The sequence below is a fragment of the Mycobacterium sp. NGS62 genome, assembly GCF_059812285.1.
Genome location: NZ_JCALCK010000002.1, coordinates 371,479 through 386,894, shown reverse-complemented (window position 1 = coordinate 386,894; position 15,416 = coordinate 371,479). Strand labels below are relative to the sequence as shown.

The 15,416-nt window shown below is 66.3% G+C and carries 15 protein-coding genes; 5 read left to right on the top strand and 10 right to left on the bottom strand.

The window, feature by feature from the left end; all coding sequences use genetic code 11:
• Positions 1 to 4: 4 nt before the first annotated feature.
• The 5 genes from AC5Y49_RS06740 to ctaD form a co-directional block, all read right to left on the bottom strand.
• Positions 5 to 757, bottom strand: coding sequence for an enoyl-CoA hydratase (locus tag AC5Y49_RS06740; protein WP_499885142.1), 753 nt, complete (start codon positions 755 to 757; stop codon positions 5 to 7).
• On the bottom strand, positions 754 to 1,548 hold the full coding sequence (locus tag AC5Y49_RS06735; protein WP_499885139.1) for an NUDIX hydrolase: 795 nt from the start codon (positions 1,546 to 1,548) through the stop codon (positions 754 to 756). Before AC5Y49_RS06735 ends, AC5Y49_RS06740 begins: the two co-directional genes overlap by 4 nt.
• A complete protein-coding gene (locus AC5Y49_RS06730) occupies positions 1,545 to 2,387 on the bottom strand; it encodes an ABC transporter ATP-binding protein (RefSeq protein ID WP_499885137.1) in 843 nt (280 codons plus the stop codon). The genes AC5Y49_RS06735 and AC5Y49_RS06730 overlap by 4 nt, the downstream gene beginning before the upstream one ends.
• Before the next feature lie 72 nt (positions 2,388 to 2,459).
• Positions 2,460 to 3,695 (bottom strand): phosphoserine phosphatase SerB, encoded by a 1,236-nt coding sequence (gene serB / locus AC5Y49_RS06725; protein ID WP_499885135.1) that lies wholly within the window; start codon positions 3,693 to 3,695, stop codon positions 2,460 to 2,462.
• Positions 3,696 to 3,720: 25 nt separating this feature from the next.
• Complete coding sequence (gene ctaD, locus AC5Y49_RS06720) at positions 3,721 to 5,466, bottom strand: aa3-type cytochrome oxidase subunit I (protein ID WP_499885133.1); 1,746 nt, start codon at positions 5,464 to 5,466, stop codon at positions 3,721 to 3,723.
• 154 nt (positions 5,467 to 5,620) lie between these two features.
• On the opposite strand from ctaD, the gene AC5Y49_RS06715 reads away from it, so the two are divergent.
• Positions 5,621 to 6,730, top strand: coding sequence for an iron-siderophore ABC transporter substrate-binding protein (locus tag AC5Y49_RS06715; protein ID WP_499885132.1), 1,110 nt, complete (start codon positions 5,621 to 5,623; stop codon positions 6,728 to 6,730).
• A gap of 204 nt (positions 6,731 to 6,934) precedes the next feature.
• The gene (locus AC5Y49_RS06710) at positions 6,935 to 7,975 is read left to right on the top strand and encodes an NAD(P)-dependent alcohol dehydrogenase (RefSeq protein WP_499885129.1); all 1,041 of its coding nucleotides are present in this window, start codon (positions 6,935 to 6,937) and stop codon (positions 7,973 to 7,975) included.
• Here AC5Y49_RS06710 and AC5Y49_RS06705 read toward each other — a convergent pair.
• The 3 genes from AC5Y49_RS06705 to nrdF form a co-directional block, all read right to left on the bottom strand.
• Positions 7,972 to 8,304: a DUF3349 domain-containing protein gene (locus tag AC5Y49_RS06705; RefSeq protein WP_499885127.1), complete on the bottom strand. Its 333-nt coding sequence runs from the start codon at positions 8,302 to 8,304 to the stop codon at positions 7,972 to 7,974. The genes AC5Y49_RS06710 and AC5Y49_RS06705 overlap by 4 nt on opposite strands.
• Positions 8,305 to 8,436: 132 nt before the next feature.
• Positions 8,437 to 9,978 carry an adenylate/guanylate cyclase domain-containing protein gene (locus AC5Y49_RS06700; protein ID WP_499885125.1) on the bottom strand — a complete coding sequence of 514 codons (1,542 nt, stop codon included), beginning with the start codon at positions 9,976 to 9,978 and terminating at the stop codon, positions 8,437 to 8,439.
• Positions 9,979 to 10,042: 64 nt separating this feature from the next.
• A complete protein-coding gene (nrdF, locus tag AC5Y49_RS06695) occupies positions 10,043 to 11,017 on the bottom strand; it encodes a class 1b ribonucleoside-diphosphate reductase subunit beta (protein ID WP_499885123.1) in 975 nt (324 codons plus the stop codon).
• Positions 11,018 to 11,245: 228 nt separating this feature from the next.
• Here nrdF and AC5Y49_RS06690 point away from each other — a divergent pair, with 228 nt between their 5' ends.
• Genes AC5Y49_RS06690 through AC5Y49_RS06680 form a run of 3 tightly spaced genes read left to right on the top strand, consistent with a single transcriptional unit; the run spans position 11,246 to position 13,192 of the window.
• Positions 11,246 to 12,163 (top strand): tocopherol cyclase family protein, encoded by a 918-nt coding sequence (locus AC5Y49_RS06690; protein WP_499885119.1) that lies wholly within the window; start codon positions 11,246 to 11,248, stop codon positions 12,161 to 12,163.
• Between the two features lie 41 nt (positions 12,164 to 12,204).
• On the top strand, positions 12,205 to 12,651 hold the full coding sequence (locus tag AC5Y49_RS06685; RefSeq protein ID WP_499885118.1) for an SRPBCC family protein: 447 nt from the start codon (positions 12,205 to 12,207) through the stop codon (positions 12,649 to 12,651).
• Entirely contained in the window at positions 12,635 to 13,192 is a 558-nt protein-coding gene (locus tag AC5Y49_RS06680) for a TetR/AcrR family transcriptional regulator (protein ID WP_499885115.1), read from the top strand. Before AC5Y49_RS06685 ends, AC5Y49_RS06680 begins: the two co-directional genes overlap by 17 nt.
• On the opposite strand, the gene AC5Y49_RS06675 is transcribed toward AC5Y49_RS06680, so the two are convergent.
• Positions 13,160 to 14,704 carry a flavin-containing monooxygenase gene (locus AC5Y49_RS06675; protein WP_499885112.1) on the bottom strand — a complete coding sequence of 515 codons (1,545 nt, stop codon included), beginning with the start codon at positions 14,702 to 14,704 and terminating at the stop codon, positions 13,160 to 13,162. The two genes, AC5Y49_RS06680 and AC5Y49_RS06675, sit on opposite strands and share 33 nt — an antisense overlap.
• A 39-nt stretch (positions 14,705 to 14,743) precedes the next feature.
• Entirely contained in the window at positions 14,744 to 15,409 is a 666-nt protein-coding gene (locus tag AC5Y49_RS06670; protein ID WP_499885110.1) for a TetR/AcrR family transcriptional regulator, read from the bottom strand.
• Positions 15,410 to 15,416: the final 7 nt, after the last annotated feature.

The window sequence follows — 15,416 nt, the reverse complement described above, 5'->3', positions numbered from 1 at the left end:
CAGCCTATCGGCCGGGCTGCTCGGCGAGGCCCCCGAGGCTGGCCCTGAACACCTCGACATAGCGGCCGCGCTCGGCAGCCAACCGCTCGGCGCGGCTGCGGTCGTAGATGTCGTCGATCCCGGCTTTGGCCGCGGCCAGCGCCGGCTGCGGGCGGTCAATGAAGCGGTTGGCCCATGCCGCGGCAGCGTCGTAGACGTCGTCGGGGGCCACCATGTCGTCGACCAGGCCCAAGGCCAGCGCTTCCTCAGCGTCGAAGAATCGCCCGCTGTACACCAGCTCCTTGGCCCGGCTGACTCCGACGGTGCGGGTCAGCCGGGCCATGCCGCTGCCGTCGGGGATCAACCCGGCCAGGATCTCCGTCGCGCCGAGCCGCACGTTGTCGCCGCTGACCCGCCAATCGGCGGCCAGCGCCAGGGTCAGCCCGGCACCGAGCGCGTAGCCGGTGACCGCGGCAACCGTGGGCTTGGGAATCGCGGCGATCGCGTCGAGGGCGTCGCGGCGCGCCCGGATCCAGGTGTCGACTTCTGCCGGGCTCAGCGCCCGCAATGCCGCCACGTCGTCACCGGCGGAAAAGATCTCATGGCCGCCGAACAAGACCACCGCGGTGACGTCGTCGCGCTGCCCGACCTCACCGGCGGCTTCGGCGAGCTCACGGTAGATCTGGCGGGTCATCGCGTTGGTCGGTGGCCGCGAGAGCACCAGGGTGGCGATGCCGGCGCGAGCGGCATCGGAGTGGACGCTGACGAACTCTCTCATGGCCACCGCTTGCCGCGCGCCTGGTTATAGCGGTCGGAGTCGAAGAACTCGATTTCGAAGTTGTCGCCGTTGCGCGCCAGGTCGGGCTGCACCGCGACGATCTGGCGTTCCACGGCGAGCACATCGGCGACGGTGTGGCCGGCCAGTGAGTCCAGCTGCGTCCAGGTCGGCGGCAACAGGAAGGTCCGGCCGGCCGCGAAGTCCTCGATGGCCGCCTCCGGGGTGGTCCACCCGGCCCGGTCGGATTCGGTGTTCTCCCCGTCGGCGCGCTGACCCGCCGGCAGCGCGCCGACGAAGAAGTAGGTGTCGTAGCGGCGGGTCCGTTCGGCCTCGGGGGTGACCCAGTTCGCCCACGGCCGCAGCAGGTCCGCATGCAGCACCAGGTTTTCGGTGCGCAAAAAGTCCGCGAAGGACAGGGTGCCCGCGGCCAGCGCGAGCCGGGATTCCCGGTAGACCGAGGCGTCGCCGACGACGCTGGCCGGGTCGTCGGCCGGCCCGGCGAACAACACCCCGGACTCCTCAAAGGTCTCGCGGGCGGCGGCGCACACCAGCGCCTCGGCCAGGTCGGGTTCGATGCCGAACCGCTGCGCCCACCATCCCGGTCCTGGCCCGGCCCAGACGATTTCGGCGTTGCGGTCGCGCTCGTCGACGCCGCCGCCGGGAAACACCATTACTCCGGCAGCGAAGTGCATCGCCGCGTGCCGCCGCATCAGGAAGACATCGAGTCCTTGGGTGTTGTCGCGGATCAGCATCACGGTGGCCGCGGGCCGCACGGGCAACGGGGTGCTCATAAATTCCTCCGGTGGGCCGCGCGAGTGCGGGTGCGCCGGGCGAAGTAGCGCCCATCGATGACGTCCACGGCGATCGACTGGCCGAATGCCGCGGACAGATTTTCGGCGGTCAGCACATCTGCCAGTAGACCCGACGCGACGACCTGCCCCTCGGAAAGCAGCATGCAGTGGCTGAAGCCCGGCGGGATCTCCTCGACGTGGTGGGTCACCAGCGCCAGTGCCGGCGCGTCCGGGTCGGCGGCCAGATCGGTCAGCCGGGTGACCAGCTCCTCGCGGCCGCCCAGGTCCAGACCGGCCGCGGGCTCGTCGAGCAACAGCAGCTCCGGATCAGTCATCAGCGCTCGGGCGATCAGCACCCGCTTGCGCTCCCCCTCCGACAGGGTCTCGTAGCTGCGGTCGGCCAGGTGTTCGGCACCGAGGCTTTCCAGCATGTCGATCGCGCGGTGGTAGTCGACGTCCTCGTAGCGCTCCCGCCAGCGGCCCAGTACCGCGTAGCCCGCCGAGACCACCAAGTCGCGCACCACTTCGGCACCGGGCACCCGTTGCGCCAGCGCCGACGAGCTCAACCCCACCCGGGCGCGTAATTCCGACATGTCGACTCGGCCCAGCCGCTCACCCAGCACGTAGGCCACACCCGACGACGGGTGTTCGGCAGCGGCGGCGATGCGCAGCAGCGATGTCTTGCCGGCGCCATTGGGGCCGATGATCACCCAGCGTTCGTCAAGCTCCACCGACCAACTCACCGGCCCGACCAGTGTCTGGCCGCTGCGGTGCAACGAAACCTCTCGGAAGTCGATCAGCAGGTCGGGGTGCGCTGCGTCGCTGCCGGTTTCGGGCACCTGACCATCGTGCCGTACCGCGACGCTTTGGCGGCCCCCGGGTCGTCTGACTGCGGCGCTTTGCCCGGTCGGCTACTCGGGCGGGATATCGACGCGCCGCAGCACCCCGTCGACCGCGTCGGCGGCCTCGATCTCACCGCGGGTGACCCCGAGAATGAACAACACGGTGTCGAGGTAGGGATAGCTGAGCGACGCGTCGGCCACCTCCCGCAGCGCCGGCTTGGCGTTGAAAGCAATCCCCATCCCGGCGGTGGCCAGCATGTCGATGTCGTTGGCGCCGTCACCGACTGCGACGGTCTGCTCCAGCGGAATCCCGGCCTGGTGCGCGAAGTCGCGCAGCGCCTTGGCTTTTCCGGCCCGGTCGATGATCGGGTCGGCGACCCGGCCGGTAAGCGTGCCGTCGGTGATCTCCAGCTCGTTGGAGGCGACAAAGTCCAGCATCAGCTCGTGTGCGAGCGGTTCGATCACCTGGCGGAAGCCGCCGGACACCACGCCGATGTGAAATCCCAACCGCCGCAGCGTGCGCAGCGTGGTGCGAGCGCCCGGGGTGAGCTCCAACTGAGCGGCAACGTCGTCGAGCACGTCGGCGGGCAGACCCGCCAGCGTGGCGACCCGCTGCTGCAGCGACTCGGCGAAGTCCAGTTCGCCGCGCATCGCCGCGTCGGTGATGGCCGCCACCACGTCCTGGGCTCCGCTCCGGGCGGCCAGCATCTCGATCACCTCGCCCTGGATCAAGGTCGAGTCGACGTCAAATACGATGAGCCGTTTGGCGCGTCGCGACAGGCTGTAGTCCTCCACCGCCACATCGACGCCCGCGTCGGCGGCCACCCGCGTCAGCGTAGCCTGTAGTTTGCCGCCGATACCGGGCGGCGCCGACACTTGTAGTTGCAGACCGGTGACCGGGTAGTCGGACACGCCGCGGATGACGTCGATGTTGACGCCCAGCGCGGCGACCTCCTGAGCCACCGCACCGAAGGCCCCGGCCGTGATCGGCCGCCCCAGCACGACGATGGTGTGGGTCGAGGGCTCCCGGATGACCGGCAGGTCGTCGGTGCGCTCGATCGTGACGTCCAGGCCCACCCGGCGGATGGCCGCCTCGACGTCATCCCGCAGCGCCTGGCCCTCGGCCACCTCCACCGGGGCCGACACCAGCACGCCCAGGGTCAGTCGGCCGCGGATGACCACCTGCTCGACATTGAGCAGCTCAACCTTGTGCTCGGAGAGGACCTCGAACAGCGCTGACGTCACACCTGGCTGGTCGACACCCGTGACGGTGATCAGCACCGGCACCTTGGCGGGCGTACTCACCCGCGGCTGTAGCCGCTATCGCTCATCAGGTGCGAACGCTCACGTCGTCGGCTTCGGTGACGTCACCGCCCGAGGGGTGCGGTCCCCGGCCGATGTGCGCTTCGGCGCGCAGCCGTTCCACCATGTGCGGGTAGTGCAGCTCGAAGGCCGGACGCTCGGAGCGGATGCGCGGCAGCTCGTGGAAGTTGTGCCGCGGCGGCGGGCAACTGGTGGCCCACTCCAGCGAGTTGCCGTAACCCCACGGGTCGTCGACGGTGACGACTTCCCCGTACCGCCAACTCTTGAAGACGTTCCACACGAACGGAAGCATCGACGCGCCGAGGATGAATGCCCCGATCGTCGAAACGATGTTGAACATCTGGAAGCCGTCGGTGGGCAGGTAGTCGGCGTAGCGGCGCGGCATACCGGCGTCGCCCACCCAGTGCTGGATCAAGAACGTGGTGTGAAAACCGATGAACGTCAACCAGAAATGCAGCTTGCCGAGTCGCTCGTCGAGCAGCCGGCCGGTCATCTTCGGGAACCAGAAGTACACGCCGGCGAAGGTGGAGAACACGATGGTGCCGAACAGCACGTAGTGGAAGTGCGCGACCACGAAGTAGCTGTCGGTGACGTGGAAGTCCAATGGGGGGCTGGCCAGCAGCACCCCGGTCAGACCGCCGGCCAGGAAGGTGACCGCGAACCCGATCGAGAACAGCATCGGGGTCTCGAACGTCATCTGACCCTTCCACATGGTGCCGATCCAGTTGAAGAACTTGATTCCGGTCGGCACTGCGATCAGGTACGTCATGAACGAAAAGAACGGCAGCAGAACGGCTCCGGTGGCGAACATGTGGTGCGCCCACACCGCGACCGACAACGCTGCGATCGACATCGTCGCGTACACCAGCGTGGTGTAGCCGAAGATCGGTTTGCGGGCGAAGACCGGGAAGATCTCGGTGACGATGCCGAAGAACGGCAGTGCCACGACATAGACCTCCGGATGTCCGAAGAACCAGAACAAGTGCTGCCACAACAGGACTCCGCCGTTGGAGGCGTCGTAGATGTGAGCACCCAAGTGCCGGTCGGCGGCCAACCCGAACAGCGCTGCAGTCAGCAGCGGGAAGATCATCAGCACCAGGATCGACGTGATCAGGATGTTCCAGGTGAAGATCGGCATCCGGAACATCGTCATCCCGGGGGCGCGCATGCAGACCACTGTGGTGATCATGTTGACCCCACCCAGGATGGTGCCCAGACCGGCGACGATCAGGCCCACGATCCACAGGTCGGGCCCGGCGCCGGGCGAGTGGATGGCGTCGGTCAACGGGGTGTAGGCCGTCCAGCCGAAGTCGGCAGCCCCACCCGGCGTGATGAAGCCCGCCATTCCAATCAACGCGCCGAACAGGAACAGCCAGTAAGAGAACGCGTTCAGCCGCGGGAACGCGACGTCGGGGGCGCCGATTTGCAGCGGCAGCACCAGGTTGGCGAACCCGAACACGATCGGGGTGGCATAGAACAGCAGCATGATCGTGCCGTGCATGGTGAACAGCTGGTTGAACTGCTCATTCGACAGGAACTGCAGACCCGGCGCGGCGAGCTCGGTGCGCATCAGCAGCGCCATCAGTCCGCCGATGAAGAAGAAGGCGAAGCAGGTGACGACGTACATGATGCCGATCAGCTTGTGATCGGTGGTGGTCACCAGCTTGTAGACCAGGTTGCCTTTAGGTCCCGTCCGGGCCGGATAGGGGCGACTGGCCTCAAGTTCTCCCAGCGGGGGCGCTTCGGTTGTCAAGAGCTCCTCCAAACGTCGAACAAGGCACCGGGATTCTCACTGAATCCTAACCTCTGATCGGGCACGTGACGGTCCGGGTCCTACAAACTGTCGTAATTGGCGGGGCAGCCTCGTCGCGCTGGTCGCGAGCTGCGCGGATGTTACCGTCGGACGCGTGCTGTTCAGCGGTGTGCGACCAGGCGTTCTGCTTGCCGCAGCCGCTGGCGCGACAGCAATTTCGGTCACGCTGTGCACCAGTTGCAGCTCCGGGGGACAACCGTCGCCCGAGGCGTCGCGATCGGTGATCACCAGCACCACCCAGATCGCCGGCGCGGGTGTGCTGGGCAACCAGCGCAGACCCGACGAGTCGTGTGCAAACCAACCGGCTCAGGCCGATCCGGGCCCCTCGATGCGGCAGGCACACAACGCCGCGGGCGTGAACCCCGAGGTGGTCGACGTGCACGCCGATCCGCAGCGCATCGTCGCGCTGTCCGCAGATGCGCTCGACGCGCTGTGCGCGCTGGGCCTGCAGTCCCGCATCGTGTCGGCTGCCTTACCCGACGGCTCGCCGAGCCAGCCGTCGTATCTGGGCACGGTCGTGCACGACCTGCCCGGGGTGGGCACCCGCAGCGCTCCGGATGTGGCCGGCATCGCCGCGGCCAGGCCGGACCTGATCCTCGGCTCGCAAGCCGCAACACCGCAGCTCTACCCGCAGCTGGCGGCCATTGCCCCGACCGTGTTCACCGCGGCACCCGGGGCTGCCTGGCAGGACAACCTGCGCAGTATCGGTGCAGCCACGGGGCGTGCCGATGCCGCGGCTGCGTTGATCCACGATTTCACCTCCAAAGCCGGCGAAACCGGCGCCGCGCACGACGCCGCCCACTTCCAGGCATCGGTCGTGCAGTTCACCGAGAACAGCGTGCGGGTGTATGGCGCCGACAACTTCCCGGCCAGTGTGCTGAAGGCCGTCGGCGTCGACCGGCCGCCGGCGCAACGCTTCACTGACAAGCCCTATATCGAGATCGGCACCACCGACGCCAACCTGGACCGCACGCCGGATCTGAGCGCGGCCGACGCCGACATTGTCTACGTGTCCTTCGCGTCATCGGCCGCCAAAGACCGCGCGCCAACCGTGCTGGAGAGCGATGCGTGGCGCAAGTTATCCGCCTACCGCGACAACCGGGTGTTCATCGTCAACAACGAGGTGTGGCAGACCGGGCAGGGTCTGGTCGCGGCCCGCGGTGTTGTTGACGACCTGCGGTGGGTCAACGCGCCAATCAACTGACGGCCGATCACGTCCACGAGCGTCACGCCAGTGTGACCATCGCAGCCCGGCGCCACGCCAGCGTGACGCTCGGCGATGGACGCGGCCCTCCCCCGAGCCTGTGAGATTGCCCTCACGGGGAAGAAATACATAGCTTACCTAGGCTATTCTGGCTAGGTCCCCCTCAATCTGCTGCTGACAAAAGACGTACTCAAGAGGTTTGTGATGAGCACTGTTTCCGCCTATGCCGCCACCTCGGCGACTGAACCGCTGACCAAAACGACGATCACCCGCCGCGACCCGGGGCCCCACGATGTGGCCATCGACATCAAGTTCGCCGGTATCTGTCACTCCGATATCCACACCGTCAAAGCCGAATGGGGTCAACCGAACTACCCGGTGGTGCCAGGCCACGAGATCGCCGGCGTGGTGACGGCGGTGGGCTCGGAGGTCACCAAGCACAAAGTCGGCGACCGCGTCGGGGTCGGCTGTTTCGTGGATTCCTGCCGCGAGTGCAACAGCTGTTTGGCCGGCCTGGAGCAGTACTGCAAGCGCGGACCGATGGGCACCTACAACGGCGTCGACCGAGACGGCCAGCCGACCCAGGGCGGCTACAGCGGCGCGATCGTCGTCGACGAGAACTACGTGCTGCGCATCCCCGACTCGCTGCCGCTGGATGCCGCGGCGCCGCTGCTGTGCGCCGGCATCACGCTGTATTCCCCACTGCGGCACTGGAATGCCGGACCGGGCAAGCGGATCGCGGTGATCGGCCTGGGCGGCCTCGGACACATGGGCGTCAAGCTCGCTACCGCGATGGGTGCCGACGTCACGGTGCTGTCGCAGTCCCTGAAGAAGATGGAAGACGGCCTGCGCCTGGGCGCGAAGCATTACTACGCCACCTCGGATCCCGAGACCTTCAAAGCGTTGCGGGACGGCTTCGACCTGATCATCAACACCGTCTCGGCCAACTTGGATCTCAGCGAGTACCTCAAACTCCTCGATGTCGACGGGACGATGGTCGAGCTCGGGATGCCCGAACACCCGATGGAAGTACCGGCGTTCCCGCTGGCGGCCTGGCGGCGCAGCCTCTCCGGTTCGCTGATCGGTGGTATCGCCGAGACGCAGGAGATGTTGGACTTCTGCGCCGAGCACAACGTGACACCCGAAATCGAGGTCATCGAACCCGACTACGTCAACGTGGCCTATGAGCGGGTGCTGGCCAGCGACGTGCGCTACCGCTTCGTGATCGACACCTCGGCGCTCTAAGCGCTTTCAGCGTCGACCTCGACGCCGACTAGCGGCCAACCGGCCGCGGCCAGAATCCCGGCGACCCGCTGGATGTTTTCCGGACCGGCGTCATAGTGCGTCATGTCCGAGATGAACTCCGCAATCTCGTCGTGGTGGATCTGGCTGCCGTCCAACGCCTTTGATCCGCCGGCGGTGATGTTATGCACCACCTCAGCGACCTGTTCTTCGGTCAGTGGTGTGCTGCGCAGCAGCGCCAGCAACGGCACCCGGTCAGGCCCGGGCACGCCGTCGGGATAACCGACCTGCAGCCAACGCAGCACCGAGCTGAGAAACGACGTGGTGGCCATGGAATCTAGTCTGCCGCCGCCGAGGTCACCCGCGCATCCTGACACGCAGGGCGGCTCGCGAAATTCATATGTCGTTCACAGGCTTTCGCGGGTCAGGCTAGATCCCAGTCGAACCGAGCTGACTCCGGCTGTTCATCTGCGGCCGGTGGCCGGGGCGAGGCGCGCCACCCCGCGGAGAAGCCACGGTGCACGCGTCGCGATCAGCTCCACGGCACGGTCCGAGCGGTGCATCGCGGTCCGACGGCCAGGAGTGGGCATTGACGCCAGTTCCGCCTCGGGCGATCCCGCCCGCGGGCCGCGGCGATCCACCGCCAGCAGTTGCCAAATGCCCGGCACGCCACGCAGTTCGACGTTGCCACGGTCCTCGAAGCCAGTGCCCGAGCCCACGACAAGGTCACGCACGGTGCGGGACACGACAATGTCGCCCGGGCCTGCATGACCGAGGATCCGCGCCGCGATGTGTACCGCGATTCCCCCGATGTCGTTGTCGAGTAGTTCGCATTCGCCGGTGTGGATGCCGACGCGAATCTGGATGCCCAGGGTCTCGGCGTCAGCGCGCAGCGCCTCGGCGCAGCGGATGGCCTGCGTCGGGCCGTCGAACGTGGTGAGGTGGCCGTCGCCGGTGCTCTTGACCACCGTGCCGTCGAACCGTTGCGTGAGTTCGGCGGTGATCTCACCAAAGCGGTGCAGCACCGCGCGCCACTGCTCATCGCCCGCTGCCGCGGCATGTTGGGTCGAGGCGACCATGTCGGTGAACAACACGGTGCGCAGGGCGCGATGCGACTGTGCAGGCGCGGCATGGCTGCCGGTGAGGAACTCCTCGATCCCAGTCAGGATCTTGTCGGGCTCGGTCAAGAAGGGTGCATGGTCCACACCCTCGACCTCCAGGTATCGCGCGCCGGGGATGTGACTGGCGAGATACTGACCGCCCTGCACCGGGACCGCGGGGTCCTGGCGGGAATGGATAACGAGAGTTGGCACGGTGATCGTTGACAGGATCGGTCGCACGTCGGTCGAGAAGGCCGCTTCGAATGACGCCCGCGCCATCCCCGGGCTGGCGGCCATGCGCTCCAGCATTGCGAGCTGGCGTATCGACCGGACCGACGGCGCGCTGATGCTGGCTGCCGCACCGGTGCCCCACCCGGAGCGCACAGCGCGGCAAGCTTCCAACCAGCGGGCGAGCTGTTCAATCGACGGCGTGTAGTCCTCGCCCACCTCGGCGACGTAGCGCGCCCGCAACTCGGCCGGCCCGCGCTCCATGTCGGCCCACTCGCCCGGATTGAACGCGTATGTGGCGCAGAGGATCAGCGCGCGCACTCGCTCCGGTCGTGTTGCCGCGAACATCATGGCGGCCGGTCCACCGTCGCTCAGACCGGAGACGACTGCCTGTCCGAAACCGACGGCGTCCATGACGGCCTCAATCTCGGCCACCCGATCATCCAGCGTGCGAACTTTCGGCACCGGATCGGAAAGCCCGACTCCGGCCTTGTCGAACAAAAGGACGCGACAGAACGTGGCGAGCTGCTCCATGAACGCTTTGAATTGGGGGAGGGTCCAGGCCAGCTCGATGTGGCTGACGAACGGGTTGACGACGACGAGCTCGACAGGCGCGTCGCCAAATACCTGATACGCCAGGCTGAGATCGCCACACGATGCGTATGACGTTTCCGGCACGGGTTGAGCGTACTGCTGATCTCACTGCTCGGCGGGCTACCAGCCGCTCGATGGCGGCCGATGTTCAGAAGTCCCAGTCCTCGTCCTCGGTGACGACCGCCTTGCCGATCACATACGACGAGCCCGAGCCGGAGAAGAAGTCGTGGTTCTCATCGGCGTTGGGCGAGAGCGCCGACAGGATCGCCGGGTTGACATCGGTCTCGTCACGCGGGAATAGCGCCTCGTATCCGAGGTTCATCAGCGCCTTGTTGGCGTTGTAGCGCAAGAACTTTTTGACGTCTTCGGTCAACCCGACTTCGTCGTAGAGGTCTTGGGTGTACTCCACCTCGTTGTCGTAGAGCTCGAAGAGTAACTCGTAGGTGTAGTCCTTCAATTCGGCTTGCGTCGCCGGGTCTTCGAGCGCCAAACCGCGCTGGTACTTGTAGCCGATGTAGTAGCCGTGCACCGCTTCGTCACGGATGATCAGCCGGATCACGTCGGCGGTGTTGGTCAGCTTGGCCCGACTGCTCCAGTACATCGGCAGGTAGAACCCGGAATAGAACAGAAAACTCTCCAGCAGTGTGGAGGCCACCTTGCGCTTGAGCGGCTCGTCGCCGCGGTAGTACTGCATCACGATCTCGGCTTTGCGCTGAAGGTTGGTGTTCTCCTCCGACCAGCGGAAGGCGTCGTCGATCTCGGCGGTCGAGCACAGCGTGGAGAAGATCTGGCTGTAGCTCTTGGCGTGCACCGACTCCATGAACGCGATGTTCGTGTAGACGGCTTCCTCATGAGGCGTCAGCGCGTCGGGAATCAGGCTGACCGCCCCGACCGTGCCCTGGATGGTGTCCAGCAGCGTCAGCCCGGTGAACACCCGCATGGTCAGCTGCTTCTCGTGTGCGGTGAGCGTCCCCCAGGACGGGATGTCGTTGGACACCGGCACCTTCTCCGGTAACCAGAAGTTGCCGGTCAACCGGTCCCAGACCTCGGCGTCCTTCTCGTCTTGCACCCGGTTCCAGTTGATCGCCGAGACCCGATCGATCAGCTTCACTTTTTCGGTCACCAGAACCCCACTTCACCAGGACATGTCGTTGGCCGTGTTCGGACCTCAAACACTACCCCTGGGGTGCGACAAGTAGCCGCAACACAAGAAGTTGTGTTGCCGTGTCGTGCGAGTCGCCCGGGTTCGAGCGCCGCGCGCGGGGGTATCGCAAGAGCCGTGAACATCCTCGGCTCGATTACACCTGCGGCGCAGCGACTTGTTTCCCTCTATCGCCGAACGGGAGCGGATGTGCCGTTCGGCGATCCGCTGCCTTCGCACGGCACCGAAATGGAGGGCTGGTTCTGGCGACTTTCCGACCCCTCGCGCGGACGCGTGGTAGTGGCTTTGTGCAGCGCAAACCGACACCCCGATGGCGACTGGTCGACTGCCGCGATTGCGTTGCATCCGGGCGGCGTGGTGCATTCTGCTGCGATCGAGGGCGTCAGTGCTGACCGCTCGCAATTTTCGGTCATTGCCCGCGCGGGCACTGACTTCGTCGAGGCCAACGGCAAGCGGCTGGCGATGGCCATCGGCGACAGCGCGGTGGATCTCACCGTCACCCGAGAATTCGGATGGCCGAAGGCATTTGCCGGGGGCGGAGTCGTCTCGTCGGTGCCTTTCTTGAATCAATACTGGCATCCGTACCGGCTGGACGCCAAGGCTTCGGGAACAGTGACGTGTGGAGACCAACATTGGCGGTTTACCGACGCCACGTTGTATTGCGAACGCAATTGGGGAGCGGGTTTCCCACGTCGCTGGTGGTGGGGTCAGGCTCACGATTTCGGTGAAGCCGACGTCTCGGTGGTGTTCTCGGGGGGCCTGTTGGAGCTCGGGCCGCTGCGACGGGAGGTGACCGGAGTTGTTGTGCGACTACAGGATCGGGTCCTGCGCATCACTCCCCCCGCGTGGGTGTCGTCCAATTGCGATGGCCGACGGTGGCGGGTTGATGCCCGCAGCGCACGCTACCGCGTTGAGCTAGATGGGCGTGGCGATGAGGCGGGTCCGCACGTGCTTCCAGTACCGCTGCCCGCAGAACGCCGCAACATCGACGCCGACTACGAATATCTGGCCGGCGCTCTGCGCTGCACGGTCCGCGAATGGGGCCGCATCATTTTCGATGGCACAACGCAGTTGGCGGGTTTGGAAATTGGCAGCCGCCCGGGCTAGACCTCTATTCAACAGACGACGCAACATGTACCATTTGGTACATGATTACCGAGGACACTGTCGAGATCGATGCGTCGCCGCAACTGGTGTGGCAGGTATTCAGCGACGTCGAGCGCTGGCCCGAGTGGACGGCGTCGGTGACGTCGCTGGCCGCGGTGGACGGCGCCGGGCTCGCGGTCGGCAAGCGCTTCGCGATCAAGCAGCCGCGCATGTCGAAGCTGGTCTGGCAGGTCACCGAGGTCGAGCCCGGCTCGTCGTGGACGTGGGTGCAGCGCGCGCCCGGCGCGTCGACCACCGCCCGCCACGAGGTGATCCCCCAACCCGGCGGCCGCACCCTGGTGCGCCAGCGGCTCGACCAGCGCGGCCCGCTCGGCGCTCTGGTCGCGCGGCTGATGGGATCGATGACCAAGCGTTATCTCAAACTCGAGGCCCAAGGACTCAAGGCCCGGTCTGAGCAACTCAGCCGGGCCAATGGCTCGCACCCCTGACGCGGAACGGCGCCGGCAGCTCCTCGACGCGCTGGTCGCGGAGTTCGCCGCGGGCGGCGTCGGCGACCGTTCGCTGCGCGACGTAGCCGCCGCCGTCGGCACCAGCCATCGGATGTTGCTGCACCACTTTGGGTCTCGGGAGGACCTGCTGGTGGCGATCGTCGAGGACGTCGAGCGCCGCCAGATGGCGCTCTTGCGCGACCTGCCCACCAACCTGTCAGAGGGCTTTGCCGCTATGTGGAACGATTTGCGGCGGCCCGAACTGCGGCAATTCGAGCGCCTCTTCTTTGAGTGCTACGCCCGCGCCGTCCAGGGCGAAAAGCCTTTCGTCCGAATGGTTCCCGGCGCCGTCGACGGATGGCTGGCCGAGGCCAAGGAAGTCGCCGACGGCCCAGTCGACCCCGCCATGGCACGGCTCGGGCTGGCCGTGATTCGGGGGCTCTTGCTGGACCTCGTGGCCACCGGCGACGAAGCCGGCGTCGACGCGGCCGCGACGGCTTTTGCGCGCCTACTGGATGGCGGCCTTGCGGGCGGCGCGTGAGCCCTCGCCGATCCCGAAGAACTGGTACTCCTCCGGCTTGACCGAGCGGGTCGCCCGCCAGTACTGCCAGGTGTAGCCGCCCCAGAGCACCGTGTTCTTGCCGTGCTCGTCGAGATACCAACTGCTGCAGCCGCCGGTGTTCCATACCGAGTCGGCCAGCCTGCGTTGCAGCTCGTCGTTGAAGCGGTCCTGCGCCTCGCGGGTCGGAGCCAGCGCCTGCGCTCCCCGCTTGTCACACGTCTTAATCGCGTCGGCGACGTAGCGGATCTGCGATTCGATCATGAACACCACGGAGTTGTGGCCCAGCCCAGTGTTCGGGCCCAGCAGGAAGAACAGGTTGGGCACGTCGGCGACGGTGATTCCGCGATGGGCGCCGAGGCCCTCGCGGTTCCACCGATCGACCAGATCCTCGCCGTGCTGCCCCTTGATCTGGACGTAGGTGTAGGAGTCAGTGACGTGGAAGCCAGTGGCGTAGACGATCACGTCGGCTGGGTGTTCGGTGCCGTCCGCGGTGACGATCCCGTCGCGCGTGATGCGCGTGATGCTTTCGGTGATCACTTCGGTATTAGGGGCGGCCACCGCCGCGTAATACGTCGAGGAGTTCAGGATTCGCTTGCAACCAATGCGGTATTTGGGGGTCAGCTTGCGGCGCAGCTCTCGGTCTCGCACCGAGCGCCAGATGTTCCACTTGCAATACGCCTCAATGAATTTCAGCGCATTAGGACGCTTCGTCATCCCGAACGCCAATGCCTCCTGCGCCCAGTAGATCGCCAGGCGCACCAGCGGACGCAGCCCAGGAACGTTTTCCATGGCCGTCCGCAGCGCCGACGGGATTTCGGGATTCGAGCGGGGCACTACCCACGGTGGGGTGCGCTGGTAGAGCTGAAGTTCGGAGACTTGCCCGACAATTTCAGGGACGATCTGGATGGCGCTGGCACCGGTCCCGATGATCGCCACCCGCTTGCCGGTGAGGTCGACGCTGTGGTCCCACTCCGCGGAATGGAAAGCGGGGCCGGCGAATTGGTCGCGTCCCTCGATCTGGGGGAAAGATGGGACATGCAACGCCCCGGCCCCCGAGATGAGGAACTGGGCGACGTATTCACGTCCGTCGGCGGTGAACACATGCCAGCGGAGCTCGTCATCGTCCCAGTGGCCACGATCGACCAGCGAATCGAACTGAATGTGGCGGCGCAAGCCGTATTTCTCGGTGACGCCCTTCAGGTAGTCCCAGATCTCGGGCTGGTAGGAGAACGGGTTCTTCCAGTCCGGCTTCGGTTCAAATGAAAACGAATACAGGTGCGACGGGATGTCACATGCGCAGCCTGGGTAGCTGTTGTCCCGCCAGGTGCCGCCGATGTCGTCGGCCTTCTCCAGGATGACGAAGTCAACCCCCTGGCGCTGCAGCGCGATGGCCATCCCCAGGCCGGAAAAGCCGGTTCCGATGATGACTGCGCGGGTATGCACGGGGCTCTGCTGCGCCTGAGTTTGCGGCGCCGACTCGGCGATCGTCATAAATGTCGATCCTACCTGGGAACGCCGGTACCGGATACTTCAGCGCCCGTCGGTGAGCAAGGCGATCGACTGACGCAGCTGCTGCTCAGGCGGAGCGGGCGGTAGCGGCACGTCGGGCCGGGTGCGAAACGCGTCGACCATCAACGCCGCGAACCGGCGCCAGGTGTCCGGGGCCGCGCTACCGGTGGTCCTCAACACGCCGGCGTTGGCCATCAGCATGACGACGATGTCGGCGACGGCCACATCCGGCCGCAGACTCCCCTCGGCCTGCGCCCGGCCGATCAGCACCCTGACCTTCTCGACGGTCTCGTTGGTGCGTTGCTCAACGGCGCTGCTGGCCGGAAACGCCGTGGTCAACAAATCACGCAGACCGGCGTCGCTCGCCTGTAGCGCGCATAACTCGAAGACCAACGTCCGAAAGCCCTCCCAGGCGCGGGGATTGGCGAGCGCCCCGTCTACCGCCTCGGTGTAGCGGGACATGTTGCGCTCGAACGCGGCGGCCGCCAGATCGGCGCGGGTCGGGAAGCGCCGGTACAGCGTGGCCACACCCACCCCGGCGCGGTTGGCGATCTCTTCCAGCGGCACCGACAGGCCGCGCTCGGCGAACAACTCGGCGGCGGCGGCCAAAATCCGGTTCCGGTTGAGCTTCGCGTCGGCCCGAAGTGGCCTGGCTCCCTTCGCGCGCCCGGATGCGCCTGAAATCACAGGCCAA

What these genes read in the sequence shown, in the direction of transcription:
- AC5Y49_RS06740 (WP_499885142.1), bottom strand. Translation starts at nt 757, where the DNA reads ATGAGAGAGTTCGTCAGCGTCCACTCCGATGCCGCTCGCGCCGGCATC.
- AC5Y49_RS06735 (WP_499885139.1), bottom strand. Translation starts at nt 1,548, where the DNA reads ATGAGCACCCCGTTGCCCGTGCGGCCCGCGGCCACCGTGATGCTGATC.
- AC5Y49_RS06710 (WP_499885129.1), top strand. Translation starts at nt 6,935, where the DNA reads ATGAGCACTGTTTCCGCCTATGCCGCCACCTCGGCGACTGAACCGCTG.
- AC5Y49_RS06705 (WP_499885127.1), bottom strand. Translation starts at nt 8,304, where the DNA reads ATGGCCACCACGTCGTTTCTCAGCTCGGTGCTGCGTTGGCTGCAGGTC.
- AC5Y49_RS06685 (WP_499885118.1), top strand. Translation starts at nt 12,205, where the DNA reads ATGATTACCGAGGACACTGTCGAGATCGATGCGTCGCCGCAACTGGTG.
- AC5Y49_RS06680 (WP_499885115.1), top strand. Translation starts at nt 12,635, where the DNA reads ATGGCTCGCACCCCTGACGCGGAACGGCGCCGGCAGCTCCTCGACGCG.
- AC5Y49_RS06675 (WP_499885112.1), bottom strand. Translation starts at nt 14,704, where the DNA reads ATGACGATCGCCGAGTCGGCGCCGCAAACTCAGGCGCAGCAGAGCCCC.